General features: G+C 62.6%; 19 protein-coding genes and 1 tRNA gene. 11 read left to right on the top strand and 9 right to left on the bottom strand.

The window, feature by feature from the left end; translation table 11 throughout:
- Window positions 1-13: 13 nt before the first annotated feature.
- The 3 genes from rpoZ to DFP85_RS14665 all read right to left on the bottom strand — a co-directional run bounded on the left by rpoZ (window position 14) and on the right by DFP85_RS14665 (window position 2,048).
- Complete coding sequence (gene rpoZ / locus DFP85_RS14655; RefSeq protein ID WP_133637185.1) at window positions 14-277, bottom strand: DNA-directed RNA polymerase subunit omega; 264 nt, start codon at window positions 275-277, stop codon at window positions 14-16.
- Between the two features lie 201 nt (window positions 278-478).
- A complete protein-coding gene (gene gmk, locus DFP85_RS14660) occupies window positions 479-1,093 on the bottom strand; it encodes a guanylate kinase (RefSeq protein ID WP_133637186.1) in 615 nt (204 codons plus the stop codon).
- 91 nt (window positions 1,094-1,184) lie between these two features.
- On the bottom strand, window positions 1,185-2,048 hold the full coding sequence (locus DFP85_RS14665; RefSeq protein ID WP_133637187.1) for a YicC/YloC family endoribonuclease: 864 nt from the start codon (window positions 2,046-2,048) through the stop codon (window positions 1,185-1,187).
- A gap of 142 nt (window positions 2,049-2,190) precedes the next feature.
- Here DFP85_RS14665 and rph point away from each other — a divergent pair, with 142 nt between their 5' ends.
- Window positions 2,191-2,928, top strand: a complete 738-nt coding sequence (gene rph / locus DFP85_RS14670) for a ribonuclease PH (protein WP_133637188.1) — start codon at window positions 2,191-2,193, stop codon at window positions 2,926-2,928.
- Window positions 2,929-3,042: 114 nt separating this feature from the next.
- Here rph and DFP85_RS14675 read toward each other — a convergent pair whose 3' ends face one another.
- Window positions 3,043-3,810, bottom strand: coding sequence for an exodeoxyribonuclease III (locus DFP85_RS14675; protein ID WP_106229603.1), 768 nt, complete (start codon window positions 3,808-3,810; stop codon window positions 3,043-3,045).
- A 140-nt stretch (window positions 3,811-3,950) separates the two neighbouring features.
- Here DFP85_RS14675 and pyrE point away from each other — a divergent pair, with 140 nt between their 5' ends.
- The 3 genes from pyrE to rep all read left to right on the top strand — a co-directional run bounded on the left by pyrE (window position 3,951) and on the right by rep (window position 7,275).
- Window positions 3,951-4,607, top strand: a complete 657-nt coding sequence (gene pyrE, locus DFP85_RS14680; protein ID WP_133637201.1) for an orotate phosphoribosyltransferase — start codon at window positions 3,951-3,953, stop codon at window positions 4,605-4,607.
- A gap of 95 nt (window positions 4,608-4,702) precedes the next feature.
- Complete coding sequence (gene trmL / locus DFP85_RS14685; protein ID WP_133637189.1) at window positions 4,703-5,221, top strand: tRNA (uridine(34)/cytosine(34)/5-carboxymethylaminomethyluridine(34)-2'-O)-methyltransferase TrmL; 519 nt, start codon at window positions 4,703-4,705, stop codon at window positions 5,219-5,221.
- Window positions 5,221-7,275 (top strand): DNA helicase Rep, encoded by a 2,055-nt coding sequence (gene rep, locus DFP85_RS14690; protein WP_133637190.1) that lies wholly within the window; start codon window positions 5,221-5,223, stop codon window positions 7,273-7,275. Before trmL ends, rep begins: the two co-directional genes overlap by 1 nt.
- Before the next feature lie 97 nt (window positions 7,276-7,372).
- Here rep and DFP85_RS14695 read toward each other — a convergent pair whose 3' ends face one another.
- Window positions 7,373-8,263 (bottom strand): c-type cytochrome, encoded by an 891-nt coding sequence (locus tag DFP85_RS14695; protein ID WP_243737309.1) that lies wholly within the window; start codon window positions 8,261-8,263, stop codon window positions 7,373-7,375.
- Between the two features lie 222 nt (window positions 8,264-8,485).
- Here DFP85_RS14695 and DFP85_RS14700 point away from each other — a divergent pair.
- A tRNA-Arg gene (locus DFP85_RS14700) sits at window positions 8,486-8,562 on the top strand.
- A gap of 152 nt (window positions 8,563-8,714) precedes the next feature.
- Here DFP85_RS14700 and DFP85_RS14705 read toward each other — a convergent pair.
- Window positions 8,715-9,773 (bottom strand): calcium/sodium antiporter, encoded by a 1,059-nt coding sequence (locus DFP85_RS14705; protein ID WP_133637191.1) that lies wholly within the window; start codon window positions 9,771-9,773, stop codon window positions 8,715-8,717.
- Between the two features lie 217 nt (window positions 9,774-9,990).
- Between DFP85_RS14705 and DFP85_RS14710 the strand changes: the two genes are divergently transcribed.
- Window positions 9,991-10,365, top strand: a complete 375-nt coding sequence (locus tag DFP85_RS14710) for a histone-like nucleoid-structuring protein, MvaT/MvaU family (protein ID WP_133637192.1) — start codon at window positions 9,991-9,993, stop codon at window positions 10,363-10,365.
- 331 nt (window positions 10,366-10,696) lie between these two features.
- Here DFP85_RS14710 and DFP85_RS14715 read toward each other — a convergent pair whose 3' ends face one another.
- A complete protein-coding gene (locus DFP85_RS14715; RefSeq protein WP_133637193.1) occupies window positions 10,697-12,784 on the bottom strand; it encodes a sensor domain-containing diguanylate cyclase in 2,088 nt (695 codons plus the stop codon).
- Between the two features lie 427 nt (window positions 12,785-13,211).
- On the opposite strand from DFP85_RS14715, the gene DFP85_RS14720 reads away from it, so the two are divergent.
- Window positions 13,212-15,872: an EAL domain-containing protein gene (locus tag DFP85_RS14720; RefSeq protein WP_243737310.1), complete on the top strand. Its 2,661-nt coding sequence runs from the start codon at window positions 13,212-13,214 to the stop codon at window positions 15,870-15,872.
- 470 nt (window positions 15,873-16,342) lie between these two features.
- On the opposite strand, the gene DFP85_RS14725 is transcribed toward DFP85_RS14720, so the two are convergent.
- Both DFP85_RS14725 and DFP85_RS14730 read right to left on the bottom strand, forming a co-directional pair.
- Complete coding sequence (locus tag DFP85_RS14725; protein WP_133637195.1) at window positions 16,343-16,969, bottom strand: hypothetical protein; 627 nt, start codon at window positions 16,967-16,969, stop codon at window positions 16,343-16,345.
- 220 nt (window positions 16,970-17,189) lie between these two features.
- Window positions 17,190-18,098 carry a LysR family transcriptional regulator gene (locus DFP85_RS14730; RefSeq protein ID WP_133637196.1) on the bottom strand — a complete coding sequence of 303 codons (909 nt, stop codon included), beginning with the start codon at window positions 18,096-18,098 and terminating at the stop codon, window positions 17,190-17,192.
- 144 nt (window positions 18,099-18,242) lie between these two features.
- Here DFP85_RS14730 and DFP85_RS14735 point away from each other — a divergent pair, with 144 nt between their 5' ends.
- The 4 genes from DFP85_RS14735 to DFP85_RS14750 all read left to right on the top strand — a co-directional run.
- Window positions 18,243-19,376 (top strand): 4-oxalomesaconate tautomerase, encoded by a 1,134-nt coding sequence (locus DFP85_RS14735; protein WP_208108516.1) that lies wholly within the window; start codon window positions 18,243-18,245, stop codon window positions 19,374-19,376.
- Between the two features lie 68 nt (window positions 19,377-19,444).
- On the top strand, window positions 19,445-20,560 hold the full coding sequence (locus DFP85_RS14740; RefSeq protein ID WP_243737311.1) for a type 2 periplasmic-binding domain-containing protein: 1,116 nt from the start codon (window positions 19,445-19,447) through the stop codon (window positions 20,558-20,560).
- 79 nt (window positions 20,561-20,639) lie between these two features.
- Window positions 20,640-22,589, top strand: a complete 1,950-nt coding sequence (locus tag DFP85_RS14745) for a tripartite tricarboxylate transporter permease (protein ID WP_133637198.1) — start codon at window positions 20,640-20,642, stop codon at window positions 22,587-22,589.
- A 76-nt stretch (window positions 22,590-22,665) separates the two neighbouring features.
- Window positions 22,666-22,856: hypothetical protein (locus DFP85_RS14750; RefSeq protein ID WP_133637199.1), on the top strand; the 191-nt coding region annotated here is incomplete at its 3' end.

Below are 22,856 nucleotides of genomic sequence, written 5' to 3' on the forward strand. Positions count from 1 at the left end.
GGGAGGGGCAGGATCACTCCTCGACGTGGGTGCCCGGCTCGAACTCGGGGCGTACGCGCACCGGCGCGGCCTCGACGGGCTCGTCGAGCACGCTGGCGTCGACCAGCCCGTCGGCGATCTCGCGCAGTGCCATGACGGTGGGCTTGTCGTTCTCCCAGGGCAAGAGGGCGTCGCGCGAGCCGCGGGCCAGCTGGCGGGCACGGTGAGTGGAGATCATCACCAGCTTGAAGCGGTTTTCGACGTTTTCCAGACAATCTTCGACGGTGACACGTGCCATGGATGCCTTCCTGAATAGTGCTGACGGGCAAAACCCCGGTCGACGTGGAGACGCCCCGGGAATTCCACCGATGGGTAGACCGAATAGATTACTCGACGCCCGGCTGCCCTGACAAGCGCCGCGGCGGGGGCGGGACAGGCGCTGAGGCCGGCGTCACGACAAGCGCTGCTGCTGAATTCAGGACAAGCGCTGCTGCTGAATTTAAGACAATAGCGCGGCGAGCAACGGGGCGTGGTGCTCGCTCACCTTCTCGCGGGTCAGGCGACGGGCGATGACCAGCGACTGCAGCTCGCGCAGGGCGGTAGTGAAGTCGTCGTTGATCACCAGGTAGTCGTACTCGTCGTGATGGGTCATCTCCTCCACCGCATCGCGCATGCGTCGGGCGATCACCGCGTGCTCGTCGGTGCCGCGGCTGGCCAGCCGGCGCTCCAGCTCCTCCCGGGATGGAGGCAGGATGAACACCGAGACGGCATCGGGCAGCTGCTGGCGAACCTGGCGGGCGCCCTGCCAGTCGATCTCCAGGATCACGTCCTGGCCGGCGGCGAGCATCGCCTCCACGGTGCGGCGCGAGGTGCCGTAGTAGTTGTCGAAGACCCGGGCGTACTCGAAGAAGTCGCCGTGCTCGATCATTGCCTCGAAGGCTGGCACGTCCACGAAGTGGTAGTTGACGCCGTCCACCTCGCCCTCGCGCCGCTCGCGGGTGGTGTGGGAGACCGAGACCTGGATGCCGTCGAGGCTTTCGATCAGCTCGCGGACCAGGCTGGTCTTGCCGGCGCCGGAGGGAGCGGAAACGATGAAGAGCGTACCTTGGGCCATGAGCAGGGGTCCCCGACGTTACAACGGATGGTGAGCGGCTGCGGAAAGGGCGGAGTATCGCACAGAATGGCGACCGGCCAGTACCCGGGCCCTACTCGATGTTCTGGATCTGCTCGCGCATCTGCTCGATGAGTACCTTGAGCTCCACGGCACAGCGGGTGGTGGCCGCCACCACCGACTTGGACGACAGGGTGTTGGCCTCGCGGTTGAGCTCCTGCATCAGGAAGTCCAGGCGGCGCCCCACCGGGCCCGGCTGGCCGAGCTGGCGCTCCACCTCGGCGACATGGGTGGCCAGGCGGTCGAGCTCCTCGTCGACGTCGGCCTTCTGGGCGAGCAGCACCAGCTCGGCTTCCAGGCGCTGGGGGTCCAGCTCGGCGCGCATTACCTCCAGGCGCTCCAGCAGCTGGGCCCGCTGGCGTTCGAGGATCTGCGGCATCAGCCGGCGCACCTCGGCCACCTGGGCATTCACCGCGGTGATCCGCTCGCGGATCAGCGCGGCGAGCTTCTCGCCCTCCCGGGCGCGGCCGGCGACCAGGTCGTTCAGGGCGGCCTGAAAGAGCGCCAGCGCCTCCTGCTTGACGGCCTCCATGTCGGGGCCGCGGCTGTCCAGCACGCCGGGGTGGCCGAGCAGGCTCAGCGCATCGGGCATGGCGGTCCCGGGAACGCTTTCGCGCACCTCCTCCAGGGCCGTGGCCAGCGCCGCCAGGCGCCGTCGGTCGACGGTCGGGGCGGCCTCGTCGCCGGCCGGCTCGAAGCGCAGGGTGCATTCGACCTTGCCCCGGGCCAGGCGCGCGCGCAGCGCCTCGCGGAACATCGGCTCCAGTTCGCGCAGCGCCTCCGGCAGGCGGAAGTGGGGCTCCAGATAGCGCTGGTTCACCGAGCGCAGCTCGAGCTGCAGGGTGCCGGCCGCGGTGTCGCGATCCTGGCGTGAAAAGGCGGTCATGCTGTGGGCCATGGTGCCTCCCGGTGCGCCGTGATCTCTCTGGGGCGGGCAGTGTAACCGATTCTCCGCCCAGACCGTGTAGACCAGAGCGTGTAGAATGGCCGCCATCCCACAGAACGACTTCCCGTCATCATCCAGGTTCAAGAGAGGTGCCATGTCTTCGGAGATCCGGCGTCCCAGCGGACGCGCCCCCGACCAGTCCCGCGAGATCCGTCTCACCCGCGACTATACCCGCCACGCCGAAGGGTCGGTGCTGGTGGAGTTCGGCGACACCAAGGTGCTGTGCAACGCCAGCGTCGAGGTCGGCGTGCCGCGCTGGCTGCGCGGCAAGAAGCAGGGCTGGGTGACCGCCGAGTACGGCATGCTGCCCCGGGCCACCCATACCCGCGGCAGTCGCGAGGCGACCCGCGGCAAGCAGGGCGGGCGTACCCTGGAGATCCAGCGGCTGATCGGTCGCTCGCTGCGCGCGGCGGTGAACCTCAAGAAGCTCGGCGAGTTCACCATCACCGTGGACTGCGACGTCATCCAGGCCGATGGCGGCACCCGCACCGCCTCCATCACCGGCGGCTGCGTGGCGCTGATCGATGCCATCCGCCACCTCCAGCGCGAGAAGCTCATCAAGGGCGACCCCTTCCACCAGCTGGTGAGTTCGGTGTCGGTGGGGCTGTTCAAGGGGCTGCCGGTGGTCGACCTGGACTACCCCGAAGACTCCGGTGCCGATACCGACATGAACGTGGTGATGGCCGAGGGGGGCGGACTGATCGAGGTGCAGGGCACCGCCGAGGCGGGCACCTTCAGCCGTGCCCAGCTCGACGCCATGCTCGACCTGGCCGAGAAGGCCGGCAACGAGCTGTTCGAGCACCAGCGCGCGGCCCTGGGCATCCGCGGCTGAGCCGCCCTGTTGGCGAGGCGCCGTCGAGCCCTCGCCCAGTGCAAACGCATCGCGCCGGCCCGAGGGCCGGCGCGATGCGTTCCGGAGGCCGGAACGGCGACGAAGGGAGCGGACTCAGAGTGTCAGGTCATACTCGACGATCAGCGGGGCGAACTCCGAGAAGGTGGCATCGTAATCGATCCAGGCGTCCACCACGTGGCGACGGAACTCGGGGCCCACCACCTGGTAGTCGATGCGCCAGCCCTCCTGGCGGGAGCGCGGCACCTCCTGGTCGAGCTTGGGCCACCAGGTGTACTCCCCGGCGTCGCGGTTGATCTCGCGGAAGCAGTCGATGAAGCCGGTGGGGCCGAACACCTGGTCCATCCAGGCGCGCTCCTCGGGCTTGAAGCCGGGTGTGGTCTGGTTGTCGGCCCAGTTCTCCAGGTCGATGGTCTTGTGGGCGATGTGCCAGGTGCCGCAGATGATGTACTCGCGCCGCTTGCGGGCCATCTTCGACAGGTACTCCTGATACTGGGCCATGAAGGCCTGCTTGGCGGCAACGTCGCTGCCGTCGGGCATCAGGAAGCTGGCGATGCTGAAGCGGTCGTAGTCGGCCTGCAGGAAGCGCGCCTCATGGTCGCACTGGGGAAAACCCAGGCCGTACATGATCGCCTTGGGGATCTTGCGGCAGTAGAGGCCAACCCCCGAGAAGCCGTCCTGTTCGGCATCGAGGAAGTAACCCTCGTAGCCTTCCGGATAGAGGATGCTGTCGTCCAGCTCGAAGCTCTTGGCCTTGAGGTTCTGCACGCAGACGACATCGGCGTCCTGGCCGGCCAGCCAGTCGAGAAAGCCTCGACCGACGGCCTCGCGGATGCCGTTGACATTGATGGTGGCGATTTTCATACATGGTCCCTTTTGCGTCGCGCGTGTATGATACCCGACGTTTCGACGTTTGGGTAAATGGCCCCGGTCGATAGACGTGATATAGGCCCTTGAGCGTGGAGAGAGGAGGCCCCGTGGCGGACCAGCCCGGCGCGCAGCGCATGCAAGACTACCAGCGGGAGTTCATCGAGTTCGCCATTGAGCAGGGCGTGTTGAGCTTCGGCGAGTTCACCCTGAAGTCCGGTCGGGTCAGCCCCTACTTCTTCAATGCCGGCCTGTTCCGGACCGGTGGCGCCCTGGCGCGGCTGGGGCGCTTCTATGCGCGGGCCATCCAGGCCAGCGGCCTCGATATCGACGTGCTGTTCGGCCCGGCCTACAAGGGCATCCCGCTGGCGGCCACTACCGCCGTGGCGCTGGCCGACCACCATGACCGCGACCTGCCCTATGCCTTCAACCGCAAGGAGGCCAAGGATCACGGCGAGGGCGGCAACATCGTCGGGGCCGCGCTCGAGGGACGGGTGCTGATCATCGACGACGTGATCACCGCCGGCACCGCCATCCGCGAGGTGATGGGCCTGATCGAGGGCGCCGGCGCCCGGGCGGCCGGCGTGCTGATCGCCCTGGACCGCCAGGAACGCGGCCGGGGCGAGACCAGTGCCATCCAGGAGGTCGAGGCCGCCTACGGCATGCCGGTGGTCAGCATCGTTACCCTGGACCTGGTGCTCGAGTACCTCGAAGCGCACGCCGGCGAGGCGATGCAGCCCCATGCCGAGGCGATCCGCGCCTATCGCGCTCGCTATGGCGTGGGAGGCGACTGAGCGTCGCGTGGCGAGCGGTAGGCGCTTGGCGATCGTCCCTCGGGCCCCGCACGGGGCCCGAGTGCGTTGCGCGCCCTTCATATCAGGAGTCGTTGATGCTCGACGTGGTGCTCTACCAGCCCGAGATTCCCCCCAACACCGGCAACCTGATCCGCCTCTGTGCGAACACCGGGTTTCGGCTGCACCTGATCGAGCCGCTGGGCTTTGTGCTGGACGACAAGCGGTTGCGCCGTGCGGGGCTCGACTACCACGAGTGGGCGCGGGTCAGGACCCATGCCGACTGGGCAACCTTCCTGGCAGCGGTGGCCCCGGATCGGGTCTTCGCCGTCTCGACCCGCGGGCGCACCGGCTACCATGAACCGGCCTATCGCGATGGGGATGCCCTGGTGTTCGGCCCCGAGACTCGCGGCCTGCCCCAGGCGCTGCTGGATGCCCTGCCCGAGGCCCGGCGCCTGCGCATTCCCATGCTGGCAGAGAGCCGCAGCCTGAACCTCTCCAACGCCTGTGCCGTGGTGGTCTTCGAGGCCTGGCGCCAGCTGGAATTCGTGGGGTCCAGCCTTCCGGGGGCCGGCTTGCCGGAGCGCGACGACCCCGAGCCTGCAAGGAATCGCTGATGTCACCGACCATCGCCAGCCGGCTCGCCGGCCTCAATCCCCGCCAGCAGGAGGCCGTGCGCTACATCGACGGCCCCTGCCTGGTGCTGGCCGGGGCGGGCTCCGGCAAGACCAGCGTGATCACCACCAAGATCGCCTACCTGGTGCAGGAGTGCGGCATGAGCGCCCGGCGCATCGCCGCGGTGACCTTTACCAACAAGGCCGCCCGGGAAATGAAGGAGCGCGTGGGGAGCATGCTCAAGGGCAAGGAGGGGCACGGGCTGACCGTCTCCACCTTCCATACCCTGGGGCTCAACATCATCCGCGGCGAGCTCAAGGCGCTGGGCTACCGGCCCGGCTTCTCGCTCTTCGACCCGGAGGATGCCAAGGCGCTGCTGCGCGACCTGATGAACAAGGATGCCCAGGTCGACGCCGACCAGATCAACGCCGTGCAGCACCAGATCTCCCAGTGGAAGAATGACCTGGTGCTGCCCGGCCAGGCCCTCTCGCATGCCGCGGACGACGACGAGCAGTACGCTGCGCGGGTCTATGAGGCCTATGTGCGCCACCTCAAGGCCTACAATGCCGTGGACTTCGACGACCTGATCCTGCTGCCGGTGGTGCTGCTGCGTGACGATCCCGAGGCACTGGCCCGCTGGCGGCGCAAGATCCACTACATGCTGGTGGACGAGTACCAGGACACCAACATCAGCCAGTACCTGCTGGTGCGGCTGCTGATGGGCGAACGCTCGACCTTCACCGTGGTGGGCGATGACGACCAGTCGATCTATGCCTGGCGCGGGGCGCGCCCCGAGAACCTGGTCACCCTGGGCGAGGACTTCCCGCGTCTCAAGGTGATCAAGCTGGAGCAGAACTACCGCTCCACCGGCACCATCCTGCGCGCCGCCAATACGTTGATTGCCAACAACCCCCACGTCTACGACAAGACCCTGTGGTCGGAGATGGGCGAGGGCGCAGCGATCCGCGTGGTGGTCAACCGCCACGAGGAGGCCGAGGCCGAGCGCGTGGCCAGCGAGATCCTCACCCGGCGCATCAAGGAGTCCGCCGAGTGGCGCGACTTCGCGGTGCTCTACCGCGGCAACTTCCAGGCCCGGCTGCTGGAACTCAAGCTGCAGCACTACCAGATCCCCTACAAGCTCTCCGGTGGCACCTCCTTCTTCTCGCGCAACGAGATCAAGGACGCCATGGCCTACCTGCGGCTGCTGATCAACCCGGCCGACGACAACGCCTTCCTGCGTATCGTCAACGTGCCGCGGCGCGAGATCGGCCCCAGCACCCTGGAGAAGCTGGCCAACTATGCCAACGAGCGCAGCATCTCGCTGTTCGCCGCCTGCCACGAGCTGGGCCTGGAGCAGCAGCTGCCGGTCAAGGCGGTCGAGAGGTTGGGGAGGTTTACCCACTTCATCGACGGCGTCCGGCGGCGCATGGACCAGGGCGATGCCATCGATGCCATCCGCGGCATGCTGCACGAGATGGACTACGAGGCCTGGCTCTACCAGAACGCCAGCGCCCCGACCATCGCCGAGCGGCGCATGGCCAACGTCTGGGTGCTGGTCGACCAGCTCGAGAAGTCCATGAACCGTGACCCCGAGGACACGGCGAGCACGGAGACCGAGACCGATGACGTGGAGGCGGCCATCTCGCGGCTGGTGCTGCGCGACATCCTCGAGCAGCAGGCCGAGGAGGACGACTCCGACCGGGTCCAGCTGCTGACCATGCACGCCTCCAAGGGCCTGGAGTTCCCCCATGTCTACCTGATGGGCCTGGAGGAGGAGCTGCTGCCCCACCGCAACGCCATCGAGGCGGGCACCGTGGAGGAGGAGCGTCGCCTGGCCTACGTGGGCATCACTCGGGCGCGCCGTACCCTGACCCTGACGCTGGCCCGCCAGCGCAAGGCCTACGGCGAGCTGATGGACTGCACGCCCAGCCGCTTCCTCGACGAGTTGCCGGAAGGCGACCTGGAGTGGGAGGGCCGCGCCGACCGCGAGGACCCGCAGAAGAAGCAGGCACGCGGGCAGGACGCCCTGGCGGGGATTCGCTCACTGCTGGGCTGAGGTAGTGCTCCGCGGTAGCTCTGATCCATACATTGAGTGACCCAACGCAAGCGGGGCGCCTCAAGGGCGCCCCGCACGCTTTCCCGTGACCGGGAGCTTACTGCACCGGCTCGACCAGATAGTCGGTGGCGGCCTTCACCTCGTCATCGGAGAGGCTCGGGTTGCCGCCCTTGGCCGGCATGGCGTTGAAGCCGTTGATGGAGTGGTCATAGAGGGTCTCGATGCCCTGCTCCAGGCGCGCGCTCCACTGCTCGGCGTTGCCGCGTACCGGGGCGCCGGCGGCGCCGGTCTCGTGGCAGGCCATGCACACGCTGTTGTAGATGGCCTCGCCGTCGATGCCGGCATGGGCGGGCTCGTCACCGGAGGCGGCGCCTTCACCGTCGGCGGCGGCTTGCTCCTCGCCGGAGGCGGCATCTTCCCCGTCGGTAGCAGCTTGCGCTTCGCTGGAGGAGGAATCTTCCGCATCGGCGGCGGCTTGCTCTTCACCGGAGGCTGCCGCTTCCTCGTCGCCGCTGGCACCGGTGTCACCACCCAGCTCCGGCACGTCCATCACCGGCTCGACCAGGTAGGCCACTGCCGCCTCGACCTCGGCATCGGAGAGGTTGGGGTTGCCGCCGCGGGCCGGCATGGCGTTGAATCCGTTGACGGCATGACTCAGCAGGGTCTCGAAGCCCTTGCCGGTGCGCTCGGACCAGCCGGCCTCGTCGCCGCGCACCGGGGCGCCGGCGGCGCCGGTCTCGTGGCAGGCCATGCAGACATTGTTGTAGATGCCCTCGCCGTCCACGCTGCCGCCATCACTCGAGGTATCACCGCCTCCGCTGCTGGCTGCCATGGCGGTACCGCAGTCCTCGCCCTGCAGGCAGAGTTCCCCGACCGGCTTCAGGCGTTCGGCGATGGCCTCGCGCTCCGCGTCGTCCTGTGCAACGGCGATACCTGCGGTCAGGCCCAGGGTGGCCAGACACCCCATGATCAGCTTGCTGGATTTCACTCTCACCACCTCTCGACGGTCCTGTCATCGGAATCACGCTCGGCATCACGTCAGCCGGTGGACACCATGGCGCGCATAAGTGCTCGCCAGTATACCGGCATCACCTACGCCTGGAAAATGTCGCGGCTCAACCCATGGCCGGGGGAGCACGGGATGGCCGCTGGACAGCGGCGGGGCTGGCGGGTACGATGTCGACCGCTTGGCACCCACCGCCAGGCATGTGCGCCCGTAGCTCAGTTGGATAGAGTATCGGCCTCCGAAGCCGAGGGTCGCAGGTTCGAATCCTGCCGGGCGCGCCACGAATTCAAGGACTTACGGTGATGCCGTAGGTCCTTTTTTGTGTCTGTGACCATCCTGTGACCACGCTGTGACCACCTTTCACTGGAGCCCATCCATATGCGGCTTTGCTGATTGACCGTTGGCCCTGAACGGTCACAGCATTGGTCACAGATCATGGCCGCCTTCTTCTACGATGATCCTGCATCGCCAGCACGACCAGTGTCAGCGCCGTCAGGGGCAGGGCGAAATAGATCAGGCTGGCGCTGAAAGCCTGCAGAGCGTCGTGCTGGGTAGCCGCCAGGATCAGGTAGAGGGTGTAGGCCAGATAGTAGGCCAGCAGCACGCCACCTTCCCAGCGGTTGATCACCCCGCCGGTGAAGCAGATCGGCAGGCAGGCCAGGGCAACGACGATCATCACCGGGATATCGAACCCCAGCATGGCGTCGGAGACGGCGATGCCCGAGGGGGCTAGCAAGCCCGTGAGCCCCAGCACGCCGAGGATATTGAAGACGTTGCTGCCCACCACGTTGCCCACGGCAATATCCCGCTCGCCGCGCAGCGCGGCGATGATCGAGGTCACCACCTCGGGCAGCGAGGTGCCGGCGGCGATGATGGTCAGGCCGATTACCTGCTCGCTGACCCCCAGCGCCTGGGCGAAGCTCACCGCCCCCTCCACCAGCCAGCGCGAGCCCAGCACCAGCATGGCCAGGCCGACCCCCACGTAGAGCAGGTTGATGCCCAGGGAGGCAGGGGCCGACTCACCCTCCGGCGCCGACTCCGCCGAGGGCGCCTTGGCGTTCTGGCGGAACAGGAACACCAGGTAGCCGCCCAGACCGGCGACCAGCAGCCCACCGTCGAGGCGACTGACCCCGCCATCCATCGCCAACAGCAGCACGGCCAGGGACAGCCCCACCATCAACGGGATGTCGAAGCGGATCAGCTGCTGCGCCACCACCAACGGGACGATCAGCGCCGACACGCCCAGGATGAACAGCACGTTGAAGATGTTGCTGCCCACCACGTTGCCGATGGCGATGCCTGCCTGGTCATCAAGGGCCGCCTTGAGGCTCACCGCCAGCTCCGGCGAGCTGGTGCCGAAGGCCACCACCGTCAGGCCGATGATCAGCGGCGACATGCCGACGCGGGTGGCCAGCCGCGTGGCGCCCCTGACCAGTCCCTCTGCACCGAGGATCAGTAGCAGCAGACCGGCTACGAATAGCAGTAATGTCATGCCTCCTCCCCCTACATTTCAAACTCTGGCCACGGGGTCAGTATTACCAAGGCTATGAACACATGGCACCCATTGTCAGCACAGAATGGCACGCTCGCCATGTGTTCAAAAAAGAAATTAATTATATTTATGGATTGTTAGGTGAGATAATCAATTGAATATTTCTGATGACTGCCCCATATTGCACGCGTCATTCATAGAAACGTCAGGAGCCACAATGTCCCTACTCAATACGTACGTGGAAAAAGAACAGCAGCTCAAGCAGCTTCAGGAGGAGCTGGACAGGCTGAAAGATGACGAACGACTCAAGGCCGAGCTGGACTTCAAGAACCACCTCGAAACTCTGATGCGGGAGTTCGACAAGTCGGCAGCCGACGTCATCAGTCTGCTCAACCCGACGCCTACTGCCAACAAGACCTCAAGCAGCACAAAAAGCACAGGCCGGGCCAAGCGCAAGCTGAAGATCTACAAGAACCCGAACACGGGTGAGGTTGTCGAGACTCGTGGCGGTAACCAGAAGACGCTGAAAGCGTGGAAAGAAGAATTCGGTGCCGACACTGTAGAGAGCTGGCTGGTAAGAACAGAAGATTAAAGTACGCAACCCTGCCTACCAGATATTGGGTGGGCAGGGCAGCTTTTGCCGGCCAAGAGCGGGCGATTTAGCTGGATTCACCAGTTCAGCACGGTAAGTGCGCCTTTCGTAAACAACCCTTGGTTTCTTTACATAAAGATTCCAGCCATGGAGGAAATGGCACAAGGGCTGCAAAACGACAGCAAAAGAAGGGCCATTATCCTGTTCTTGCATGATCCAAGCGACGGCCATGCCGATGCACTGAACGAGTGGTCATACCAAGGGGCACCGATCCGTTGATGAGTGGCCTTTTGCATGCATGGATGCTGGACGGGGGTTGTCATGATGCGAATCAAGGGGGAGGCGATGTGATACTCGACGCTTCGGCTATCACCCGGTTACGGCCACTTTCCTTGGCTCGGTACATCGCCTGGTCGGCTCGGGCGATCAAGGTTTTCAGGCTTTCACCGGGGCGCCAGGCGGCCACGCCAATGCTGATGGTCACGCTGCCCAGGTTGCCCAGGTCTAGTGCCGCGGTGCTCTGCCTGAGCCGTTCGGCGAGATGCATGCCGCCGACCGCGTCGCAGTCACTGACCAGCACGATGAACTCCTCGCCGCCCCAGCGGCCCAGGTTGTCGGTGGGGCGCAGGATGCCCTGCAGGACACTGCATAGCGCCACCAACACCTCATCGCCGGCCTCATGCCCGTGGGTATCGTTGAAGCACTTGAAGTGATCGATGTCGAACAGCAGCACGGCGAAGGGACGGTTGTGACGTTCGGCGGCATTGAGCTCAGCGTCGATCGCCTGCTCCATGCGGTAGCGGTTCCAGGTGCCGGTCAGGCCGTCACTGTAGGCCAGGCTCTTGAGCTTGCGGTTGGCATGATGAAGCTTTTCGTTGAGCTGGGCGATCTCGTGGCTGGACGTCAAGACGGCCAGGGTCTTGGCGAGGTCCCCGAAGGCACGGCACTCGATGGCGCGCCAGGCCCGACTAACCCCCCTGACTTCATCCTGCCACTGGGCAAAGGACCTGCGTGGCGTCAGAACCAGCTTCCCATCCCGCATCATGGGGGTATCCTCGGGCTTGCCAGCCCAACGCCTGCTGTGTCGCTGTTCGCGGCGAAACAGCATCAGCCAATGGTTCGACTCGGTCGGCAGCGCTACGGCGAGCAAGCCGCAGAGATCGCCTTCCTGCCAGGGCGCCAGGGGGGTCGTTGCCAATGCCTGGGTGTGCCAGGGAGTATCGTGCTGCTGGTGGCGGCTCAGCCAGCCGGCCATGGCGACCAGGTTCTTCTCGGCGGGCAGGGTTCCCAGGCCACTGCTCTCTTCCCCGGTGACGAGGGCAATACCTGCGGCATCTAGTAGTTCGAGCCATTGTGCGCCGTGACGCTGGATCATGCCCTCCGGCCCGAGAGGGCGTCCCATCTCATCGGAGAGAATCTCGTTGCTGTCGTGGATATCGTGAAGCAGGCGGGTGTCAGCTTGAGTGCGCAATACCCTCAGCTGTGACATGGCGATCTGTACCAGGACACACAGCGCATCACGCAGGTCGGCCTCCAGTGGCCTGGGTTCCAGGCCATGACAGGCCAGCAGGCCCCAGAGCTTCTCCCCCTCGTGCATGGCTATCGACAGCGAAGCGCCGACTCCCATGTTGGTGAGGTACTCCTGGTGAATCGGTGCGACGGCGCGCAGCACACCTTGTGACATATCCAGTGGCGCTGCCTCGCCAGGGACATCGGGCGGCACCAGAGGAATCGCCGGAGCCGAAGCATCGGGAATGCTGCGCACCCTGTTCATGTCATAGAGTCGGCGTACCTGGGCGGGAATGTCACTGGCCGGGAAGTAGTGATCGAGGAAGCTCTCCGCCGCGGCCAGACGGGTTTCGGCGATCACCTGGCCGTTCCACTGCTCATCGAAACGATAGACCATCACCCGCTCGAGGCCGGTGAGCTCCTGTGCCCACTGTGTCAGGGCATCGAGGAGCGTATCGGCGTCGTCGATTTGCCTCACTTCGGCCAGCCAGTCGTTTACCTTGTCCAGCAGGCGATGTCCCTCCGGGTACATCTGGTCTTCCAGCTCCACGACGAAAGCGTCGTCGCCACTGGGATAGGCCACCACATGATAGCGGCGTCGTTCGCCCTGCACCTCGCGCTGGGCGGTGAGAACGGTCGCCGATTTATCCTGCTTCACCCGTTCTGAGGCCAGGAGATCCATCAACTCATCGCCCAGTACCATCCTGGCCTCGCCGGCCAGTGCATCCGCCACGCTGATACCCAGGATATTCTCGATATTGGCGCTCACCTGGCGAATCCGGCTCATGTCAGAGTCCAGCCTTACTAGACAGCCCATCGGCTGGATAGCACCAGGGATATGCACTGGTTCACGGGCACAGGCTTCGAGTGCAGCGGCGATTTCCGCATCACTGTAATGGGTACTGGGCATGCGCGATCTCCAGAGAGTGGATTCAGGGATTGACCAGGGTGGCGAAGCATCGGGGCTTTGGCTGAATCTGGAAAGGGGCTATCGTGCCATGCGGGTAGCGGCGACCTCTTCCTGCCGAGTGCACTTCTCAATCATTTCCACGGGGGTATCGTATATGCGCCCTCTGGAACGTCCGTCGTGCAGTCCATATCCTGCCGAAATGAGCACAGCAGGCGATGATGCCGCAAGAGCGCCTGGAGAGGCCCCAGGAGCTGAGAAAGGCGATAATACCCAACTGACGTTAGATTTGGAAAATACGATCATTTTATTTATATGGGCTTCAAGCAGCACGGCCACGCTAGGGCGTGATAACAAGGCCGCGCTTTTATTGATGATTTCATTGTTCGTCAGGAGGTTGGGGGCTTTTCCTTGACTGCCGATAGCTCTCTTGCCTAGCCTGCTTGGATTGTTCAGTATTCGCTGGACTTATCAGCCTCCTAACAACTACAAGGAGGAGACCAATGGAGGCATGTGCGTGACCGACGACCTCACCCTGCTGGAGGCGCAGCAGGACATTCATGAATTGATCGCCCAACAGGCCCCTCTCGAGACAACGCTGGACGCTATCGCTCACTGGATTGGCATTCAGCTGCCAGGTGCCATCGTGGCTTTCATGCGCTTCGATTCAGCACGCTGCACCCTCAGTCTGTCCCCCAGCCAACGCTTCTCGCGGGCCTATTACGAACGGCTCCAGGATGTCCCCATTGGGGAAGGCGTGGCCTCCTTCGGTGAGGCGGCCTATCGGCGCCGGCAGGTCATCACGGAAGACATCCAGACGGACCGTCGCTGGGAGGCGTTTCGCAGCGCGGCGCGTGCCGAGGGGCTGCGCGCCTGCTGGTCGAGCCCGGTGCTCACCAGCCAAGGCGAGCTGTTGGGGACCTTCGGCACCTATTACCGCGAGCCCACCGCACCCAGCGAGATGAGCCGGCGACGACTGCACCAAGCCGCTGCCCTGATCGCCCTGGCGGTCATCAGGGACCGCGATAGTCGCCACCATCGCACCCTGGCCGAGTGGCACCGCTCTCTGTTCGTCAACCACCCTGACGGGGTCTATGAATTTGACCTGGAGGGTCGCTTCCAACGGGGCAACGCTGCTCTGGAAAAGATCACCGGATACGCGGAAAAGGAGCTGCTGGGCCGCCACTTCAATGAGTTCATCGACCCCAACTATCGTGATTTGACCCAGGCAGCCTTCGATGCCGCCAGGCATGGCGCGTCGCGCCATTACGAAACCGTGGGGACTCATGCCGACGGGCACAGCTACCATATCGAGATCACCAACTTCCCGGTCACCGTCGAGGACGAGATCGTCGGTGTCTATGGCATCTGCCGAGATATCACCGCGCGCAAACGCCAGGAGTCCGCACTTCGCCTGCTCCAGCGAGGCATCGAAGCCAGCCCCAATGGCGTGCTGATGGCGGATGCCTCCCGGAGCGACATGCCGCTGGTCTATGCCAACGAGGCGTGCTCCCGGCTGACAGGATACGACTTGGACGAGGTGCTCGGTCGGAACTGTCGCTTCCTGCAGGGGGAAAAGACCGACCCCGCGGCCATTGCAACGATACGCCAGGCCATACAGACGAAAACTAGCGCTCAAGTCACGCTGCTCAACTATCGCAAGGACGGCACGCCTTTCTGGAATCGCCTGGCGATCAGTCCTGTCATGGATGAGACGGGCCGCTGCACCCACTTCATTGGCATTCAGGAGGACATCACCCGAGAGCGCCGCCAGGAGGCCAAGATCGCCTACCAGGCCACCCATGACCTGCTCACCGGCCTGCCCAATCGCACCGCCCTGGATGACCGCCTCGAGCAGGACTACCGGTGGAGCCAACAGAATCGGCGCCTCCTGACGGTGATGCACCTCGACCTGGACGGCTTCAAGACCATCAATGATGGCCTGGGGTACCGGGTCGGCAACCAGTTGCTGGCCACCATTGTCATGCGCCTACGTCAGCTGCTGGGCCCCTTCGATACCTTGGCGCGCCTTACCGGTGACGAGTTCGCCTTCCTGATGCCGGACCTGACAAACCGTGACGAGGCGGCCGCCGCGGCCGAGCGTGTCCTCGCCGCCTTCGAGCATTCGTTCGAGGTCGACGGGCAGGCCCTCCACATCAGTACCAGCATCGGGATCACCTGCAGCGATGACGCGGTTCAGCACCCCCTCGAGCTGCTGCAGAATGCCGGCCTGGCCGTGGAACTGGCGAAACGGCAAGGACGTAACACCTGGCAGTGGTACCAGGGCCAAGGTAAGCAGCACACCAGTGAACACGTGCTGCTGCGACATGACCTCCAGACCGCTCTGCGTGACAACCAGTTTGAGCTCTACTACCAACCCATCGTCGATGGCGTCAGCGGCCACATCCGCAGCCTCGAGGCGCTCGTCCGCTGGCACCACCCCACGCAAGGCATGGTGTCGCCTGGCGTCTTCATCCCCATCGCCGAACAGACCGGGCAGATCATTCCCCTCGGCCGCTGGGTGCTGCAGCAGGCCTGCCAGCATCTCGCCAACATACGGGCCAAGGGAGAGCGAGTGTTCCCGGTCGCCGTCAATATCTCGTCGCTGCAGTTCCGTCGTGACGGCTTCCTCGAGGAAGTGCAGGCCATCCTGGACGAGACAGGGCTCCCCCCCGAGCTCCTCGAGCTGGAGATGACCGAAAGCATCCTGCTGGGCGGCGCCGAGCAGGCAATCGAGATGATCGACACTCTTCGCGGGATGAGCATCACGGTCGCCATCGACGACTTCGGCACCGGCTTCTCCAGCCTCAGCTACCTGCGCGACCTGCCGATCCACAAGATCAAGCTGGATCGTGCCTTCATCCGTGACGTCCTCACCAGCCGAAGCAATGCCGCCATCGTCCAGGGCATCATCACCATGGCGCATCACATGGACCTGGTGGTGGTAGCGGAGGGTATCGAGGAGCGCGCGCAGCAAGAGGATCTGGTGCAAAGGCAATGCGACCTGCTGCAAGGCTATCTCTTTGCCAAGCCGATGCCGTGGGATGCGCTCATGAAGCTCCCTGACCGGCTGCCCGCCATCGAAGCGTGATGGTTGCTACCTGCACAAAGAGATCCCCCCTGGTCTCGGAGCTCGAGACCAGGGGGGAGGCAGGGTCTTACAAGGATGCGCCTCTTGGCTGGAGGCGGGCTACTACCCAACCGCGCACAGGGAGGAACGGCGGCTGGGGTTTGCACGTAGGCATATTGCCCTCTCGTGGGGCCTAAATCTACCCCCCCTAAAAGCCCGATAAACCGGTGTTACCAGGCCGTATTCTCCGCCTTAATTCACTGACGCCATACGGATACCCCCTGGCTTTGTCGCTCCCCAGTTTGGTCTTGCGGTGAAGGGGCGATCGGCGAACGTAAACAAAACGATCATATGACGCACAGCAGCTATCGGCCAAAAGCAGTCCTTCACACCGCCCTCATATAACGTACAGGGTAAGCCGTTGGAACGGAGCGCAGCGTAGTACCGGTCGGCTTCACCAACTGGTTATATTTTTACAATTTATCACGACTTTATTGAGTAATCCCCAGCTTTGGCAGCTCACTTGATGGAACGACATTGCAGATATCTCGCAGGTCGCCAATGGGAAATTTTATTGGTTCTGCCGTCCCACCAAACAATACGAAACGGAATTCGCTTTGGTAAGAATATTCAGAGAACTTACGGAAAGGCCCCATGGTACCATGATATGTATTTTTCTCAACATACTCGACCGGACCTTGCAGCACACTCCGTCCAGCTGAGCTAGAGGCTGCCTTTAGGCGATTTACGAATTCTTTAGCGTCATTAATAAGAATGGCTGTATTACCAAACCCAATATTTCTCTCATCAAATCCAAAAGAGCTGTCGTTTCGAAACATGTACAAGCAAAGAATATTTATATTTGCCTTTTGACCGTAACGATAGCCTACTGGATTTTGAACACCACCGATTGGGACATACTCCCCTGAATCATCCATGATAGAGATATCTTTAACCTGCCACGCTTCATCGAGCCCCTCGTGCGCATCAGCCCTTAACTCATCAGTCGTATCCAGTTGAGAAAAATACGCATCCGTGTTCATAAAAAGATTGCCATCAAGGAAGTCCTGTACGAACCTTTCATCAAGAATTTTTGCTAAGATAACACGGTAAGACATAATCTCTAAATCTGCTCAAAAAATATAATGCCAATAAATAGGCTGGCTGTGCCCGACGAGCCGTTTAGGGTCGACAGCTGTCTAGCGCCCTTAATAAGCATGGACTAACATTCCTCATTCGGCCATGAGCGAACATAGGTGAGTTAAGATATGGCAAACTTCTTTAGCCGACATATTCTATATGTCGGATATTAACCATCACTTTTATACCCAGAATCTTTCAAGGACATATGGAACTCCCCCAATGTTCGAGGAGCATATCAATAAACAGCTGGGCGGTGCTAGAAATACTGTGCGAATTACTTCTTACCAGGCCGATGGTGCGCTGAATACGTGGTTCAGGCAGCTCACGTGAACATAGGGTGTCATGGTCGGGGCCGGGCATTGTCATTTTGGGTAGGATCGCCACTCCGAGACCAGATTCGACAAGGCCAAGGGAGGTGGACAAGTGCTGGACTTCGTAGAAACTATTCAACCGGATGCCCTCAGCCGAGAGGGTATTGTCCAGCAGCATCCGGTTGCCACTGTCTCGGCTCACGGTTATCAACCTGACCTGTTCGAGATCCGACCACTCGATGCGACCTTTATCCGCAAGAGGGTGGTCGGAACGTAGTGCCAGGACAAAGGGATCTCGTAATAGTGGTGTGAAGGAGACTTCCGGACTCTGGGCGCTGAACATGTTGATACCGAAGTCGGCCTCGCCGCTGATCACCTTTTCCAGACCTTCCTTGGCACTGACATCGAGGATCCTGATGCGGATCCCCGGCCATGCCTCGCTGAAGCCACGGATCACACTAGGCAGGAAATAAAAGGCCGCGGTGGGGATGCAAGCGATGGTAACCGTCCCCTTCTGATGCGTGGCCAGCTCGCGGATGCCCAGAATCGACGATTCGTACTCCTCGATCATGCGTCTCGCTCGGGGAAGGAAGTCCGTGCCGATGGGGGTCAGCCGCGTCCGCCGGGTGGTTCGTTCCAGCAGCTCTACCTCCAGGAGTTCCTCGAGCTTCTGAATGCGTCGTGAAAGTGCCGGCTGAGAGAGGTGAAGACGTTGCGCGGCCTCGTGGAAGGAGCCCAGTTCTGCAACCTGAATAAAGGCTTGCAGATCAAGAAATTCTAGCCGATGTTGCATATCCTCACTCTTGCATGGAGTAGTGGCGATTGATTACTTTAGCACATTAATGCGAAATTCACATTTATATACCTATTCATTTGCATTTGAAGCATCAAATACCTCCTGACATGCTCATATCACAACTTTCAGACGCGATATGGCATGACGATGATGAACAGCATTCCCTGCATGATCATGCGCGGTGGCACCTCCCGAGGCCCCTTCCTGCGCATGAGGGACCTTCCCGACAGCCAGGCTGCGAAAGCCGAGATCCTGCTTAATCTCATGGGATCGGGCCACGCTCTCCAGATCGATGGCATTGGAGGGGGGGATCCGCTGACCAGCAAGGTAGCCATCGTGGAGCGCTCCTCCCATCCCGAGGCGGATGTCGACTATCTGTTTGCGCAGGTCGATGTGCTCAACCGGCGCGTCGACTTCAATCCGAACTGCGGCAACATGCTGTCCGCTGTGGGGCCGTATGCCATCGAGACGGGCCTAGTGGAGCCTCAGGAAGAGACTACCGTCGTCCGCGTTCACAATCTCAATACCCAGCGCCTGATCGAATGTCGCGTGCCGACGCCAGGGGGCCAGGTATCCTACGAGGGCGATACGACCATCAGCGGCGTACCAGGGCGTGCTGCCGGCATTCAGCTCAGCTTCCTGGATATCATCGGTACCAAGACGGGCGCGCTGCTGCCGACAGGGCAAGCCACCGACACGATCGATGGCATCGAGGTCACCTGCCTCGATGCTGCCACTCCCGTCATGATGGTCAATGCGGCCGATCTGGGTCTCAGCGGCCGGGAGTCTCCCTCGGAGTTGGACGCTCATCCCGCCATGCTCGAGCGGCTGGAGCTGATTCGTCGCCAGGCCGGACGTCGAATGGGGCTGGGGGATGTTAGCCAGAGTGTCTTGCCCAAGCCCGTGTTGGTATCGGCACCGTCCAACGACACCAACACGCTGTGCACCCGTTACTTCGTGCCTCACCGCTGTCATAAGGCCATCGCCGTTACGGGCGCCATCGCAGTGGCCACGGCCGTCAGTGTGCCTGGCACCGTGGCAAACCGAATCGCGGTTGAGGTGGGAAAACTGGCGGCCAATGGTCAGCTGTCACAGGTAAGGCTGGAGCATCCCTCTGGACTCATCGAGCTGGATGTCGAGCACCGCAACGGAAATCCTGTCGACATTGCCCGCGTTTCCCTCATCCGTACTGCCAGGAAGATCATGAGTGGGACCATCTTCTACTCACTTCCTTCTGCCCCCAGTCAGGATATGCTGACATCAAAGGCCAGCTGAACCCTCATATCCGCTGGGATCCATATCACTAACCATGACAATGACAACACATCAGGAGTAACGTCATAATGATTCAAAAGACTGCAGTTTCATACCTCTCTCTCGGTCGGCTTAAGAACGCCGCGCTGCTCGGGATCGCGATCACCGGACTTGGCCTGACTAGCTCTGTCCAGGCTCAGGACGTCGAGGTGCCCGGTAACATCAAATGGACCATTCCATTTGGTGTCGGCGGTGGTACGGATGTCTGGGCACGTTTCTTCTCCCCCTGGCTCAGCGAGTCTCTACCGGGGGAGCCGACCATTATGATCGATAACGTACCCGGTGGCGGCTCCATCAACGGTGCTAACCTGTTCGCCGTGCGTGCCAAGTCGGATGGTAGTGACTGGTTAGGTACCTCGGCCTCAACACAGTATCCGGCCATGCTTAACGATCCTCGCGTTCGATATGACTACAGCGACTGGACCCCCATTCTAGCCACACCAACGGGGGGAGTGGTTTATGCCCAACCCAGCCTCGGTGAAACGGCCGATAAAGCGCTGGACGCCCTGCTGCAACAGCCGGTCAAACTGGCAGCGCAGAACCCCACTGGCCTTGAGTTACCGGTCTTGATCGCCTTGGACATGCTGGGCGCCGACGTGCAGGCCGTCTTCGGCATGCGGAGTCGGGGTGAGGGTCGCCTGGCATTTGAGCGTGGCGAAGCCGATATCGACTTCCAGACCACTTCCGCTTACCTGAGCAACGTTGAGCCGCTGGTGGATGCTGGCAAGGCAGTGCCGCTCTTCTCGCTTGGCGCGCTGAACGACGAAGGAAAGATTGTCCGTGACCCTGCTTTCCCTGAGCTGCCTACCTTCAATGAGGTCTATCAGGCTCGGCATGGCGAGGCACCGTCAGGTAACGCCTACGAGGCGTTCCGCAAGTTCTTTGCCTCCGGCTATTCCCTTCAAAAGCTGATTATGGTCCCCAAGGACACTCCGCAAGCCCTGATCGATACCTATCGTCAGACAGCCCGGGACTTCGTGGGCACCGAAGCCTTCAAGGAGGCGGCAGCCGCCCAACTGGGGCCATACACGCCGGTTATCGGCGATGCTGCACAGCGTCACCTTGATGATGCCATGTCCATCGATGACGCCACCCGCGACTGGCTGGCCGATTGGCTGGAGTCGGAGCACGGCGCCAAGATCTAACGCGCAGAGGGATGTGCCGGCCCTTTGGGGGCCGGCAGCCCCAGCTCCCCCTGATCACACAACATAAGAGCCAGACGCCATGCTCGATATTTTTCTCTCCAGTCTGGGACAGCTTTTTACCTTCTCCCATCTGCTCTTCATGGTCCTAGGCGTGCTGGTTGGCCTCGTGGTCGGCATCATACCCGGCCTCGGGGGCATCGCAGGGATGTCGCTGCTGCTGCCCTTCCTCTATGGCATGGAACCGACCGTCGCCCTTGGCATGCTGATGGGCCTGGTTGCCGTGATTCCCACCGGCGATACCTTTGCCTCGGTGCTGTTGGGTATTCCCGGTTCCAGCGCTTCCCAGGCGACCGTCATCGATGGCTTCTCGCTGGCCAAGCGCGGCCAGGCGGCACGCGCACTGTCCAGCGCTTTCCTGTCCTCGATGATCGGGGGCCTCATCGGTGCCATTGTGCTGACCGGCTTCATCCTGATCGCGCGCCCCCTGGTGCTGTCGTTCTCTTCTTCCGAGCTATTCATGCTGACCCTGCTCGGCCTGTCGATGGTGGCTGTGCTCTCCGGGCGCGACCTCTTCAAAGGACTGGCCGCCTGTGGCCTGGGCCTGTTGGTAGGTGCCATCGGCATGGCGCCGGCCACCGGCGAATTCCGAATGAACTTCGGGCTCGGTTATCTCTACGATGGTCTGCCGCTGGTGGTGGTGGGGCTCGGTATCTTCGCACTCCCGGAGATTGTCGATCTGCTGGTCAAGCGAGGTGCCATCGCCGAAGAGCCTTGCAAGCTTGGCGAGGGCTGGCGGCAAGGCATCCGCGATGTTCGTGAGCAACGTGGTCTCGTTGCGCGCTGTGCTGCTATCGGCAGCCTGATCGGCACCATCCCGGGCCTGGCCGGCTCGGTGGTCGATTGGCTCACCTATGGCCATGCGGTGCAAAGTGCCAAGGACAAGTCCCAGTTTGGTAAGGGGGATATCCGCGGGGTGATCGCCCCCGAATCCGCCAATAATGCCTGCGCCTGCGGTGCCATGGTCCCGACCCTGTTGTTCGGCGTGCCCGGCTCGGGTACGGCCGCGGTCTTCCTGGGTGGACTGTTGTTGCTCGGATTGCAGCCTGGCGTCGGCATGATTGAGACTCACCTCGACCTGACCTATACCATCATCTGGTCGCTGGCCCTGGCCAACATCTTGGGGGCCGCGCTATGCCTGGTGCTGGCTCGCCCCGTGGCCAGTCTGACCCGGGTCCCCTTCGCCACGCTGGCCCCCTTGATCACGGTGCTGATCATGTTCGCCGCCTTTCAGGCCACGCGTTCCACGGGTGACCTGCTCGCCCTAGGGGCAGTCGGCATCTTGGGGGTCTTGTTCAAGCAGGCGAACTGGTCGCGTCCCGCCTTCCTGATCGGTTTCGTGCTGGCTCCGGGAGCGGAGGGGTACTTCTATCAGGCGGTGCAGTTCCAGGGCACGGACGCCTTCATGCGCCCCGGCGTATTGATCATCGGTGCTCTGATCCTCGGCGCCATGTTCATTCCCATGATCACTGCCGCGTGGCGCAAGCGCCGGGAAGCGATCTCCGTGGGCGCGGCGGCCACCCAAAAAGCCGAGCCTCCCACCTTGGGCGTCATTGATGTGGTGCTCTTCGCCGCACTGCTGGGTACCGCGGTCATCGCCTGGGTGGATGTCGCCGACCTGACCTTGATCGGTGGCATCATGCCGCGGCTGGCCATCGTGATCTTGGCCCTTTCCTGTCTAGCGGAGATTATCCGCTGTGTGATTCGCCGGCCTCGTTGGGAGCATCAGGCTATCGGTCTGCAAGGTCTCTGGCTGATGGGCTTCTTTGCCCTGATCGGTGCCATGTTGCTACTGGGCTTCATTACTGCGGCCACGCTGTTCTGCCTCGTTTTCCTGCTGGCCATTGCCCGGCTCAAGCCTTGGGTGGCAGCTGTTATGGCGCTTGGGGTCACGGTCTTTCTGGTTGGCATGGCCGAGTTCCTGACCCTGACCTACCCGAGCGGCCTGATTGATCCCTGGCTGTTTGGCTGAATCAGTCCTGTCATGCACGTTCACCGCGGGCCGGCGACCATTAGCGTCGCCGGCCCGCGCAACGAAAGGAGACACCATGAACACCTCGTCACTACCGGATACCCTGCAGACGCTGGACGCCGGCGGCACGACCTATCACTACCACAGCCTGGCGAAGGCCGCCGAGGCGCTTGGCAACATCGACCGCCTGCCCAAGACCCTGAAGATCCTGCTGGAGAACCAGCTGCGCTTCGCCGATGACGAGAGCGTCTCCCGCGAGGACATGCA

The sequence above is a fragment of the Halomonas ventosae genome (genome assembly GCF_004363555.1).
In the GTDB taxonomy this organism is placed as follows: Bacteria; Pseudomonadota; Gammaproteobacteria; order Pseudomonadales; family Halomonadaceae; genus Halomonas; species Halomonas ventosae.

Bases quoted from the DNA above. Each gene is read 5' to 3' on its own strand.
- rpoZ (WP_133637185.1), bottom strand. From the start codon at position 277: ATGGCACGTGTCACCGTCGAAGATTGTCTGGAAAACGTCGAAAACCGC.
- gmk (WP_133637186.1), bottom strand. From the start codon at position 1,093: ATGGCCCAAGGTACGCTCTTCATCGTTTCCGCTCCCTCCGGCGCCGGC.
- DFP85_RS14665 (WP_133637187.1), bottom strand. From the start codon at position 2,048: ATGGCCCACAGCATGACCGCCTTTTCACGCCAGGATCGCGACACCGCG.
- rph (WP_133637188.1), top strand. From the start codon at position 2,191: ATGTCTTCGGAGATCCGGCGTCCCAGCGGACGCGCCCCCGACCAGTCC.
- DFP85_RS14675 (WP_106229603.1), bottom strand. From the start codon at position 3,810: ATGAAAATCGCCACCATCAATGTCAACGGCATCCGCGAGGCCGTCGGT.
- pyrE (WP_133637201.1), top strand. From the start codon at position 3,951: ATGCAAGACTACCAGCGGGAGTTCATCGAGTTCGCCATTGAGCAGGGC.
- trmL (WP_133637189.1), top strand. From the start codon at position 4,703: ATGCTCGACGTGGTGCTCTACCAGCCCGAGATTCCCCCCAACACCGGC.
- rep (WP_133637190.1), top strand. From the start codon at position 5,221: ATGTCACCGACCATCGCCAGCCGGCTCGCCGGCCTCAATCCCCGCCAG.
- DFP85_RS14705 (WP_133637191.1), bottom strand. From the start codon at position 9,773: ATGACATTACTGCTATTCGTAGCCGGTCTGCTGCTACTGATCCTCGGT.
- DFP85_RS14710 (WP_133637192.1), top strand. From the start codon at position 9,991: ATGTCCCTACTCAATACGTACGTGGAAAAAGAACAGCAGCTCAAGCAG.
- DFP85_RS14715 (WP_133637193.1), bottom strand. From the start codon at position 12,784: ATGCCCAGTACCCATTACAGTGATGCGGAAATCGCCGCTGCACTCGAA.
- DFP85_RS14725 (WP_133637195.1), bottom strand. From the start codon at position 16,969: ATGTCTTACCGTGTTATCTTAGCAAAAATTCTTGATGAAAGGTTCGTA.
- DFP85_RS14730 (WP_133637196.1), bottom strand. From the start codon at position 18,098: ATGCAACATCGGCTAGAATTTCTTGATCTGCAAGCCTTTATTCAGGTT.
- DFP85_RS14735 (WP_208108516.1), top strand. From the start codon at position 18,243: ATGACGATGATGAACAGCATTCCCTGCATGATCATGCGCGGTGGCACC.
- DFP85_RS14740 (WP_243737311.1), top strand. From the start codon at position 19,445: ATGATTCAAAAGACTGCAGTTTCATACCTCTCTCTCGGTCGGCTTAAG.
- DFP85_RS14745 (WP_133637198.1), top strand. From the start codon at position 20,640: ATGCTCGATATTTTTCTCTCCAGTCTGGGACAGCTTTTTACCTTCTCC.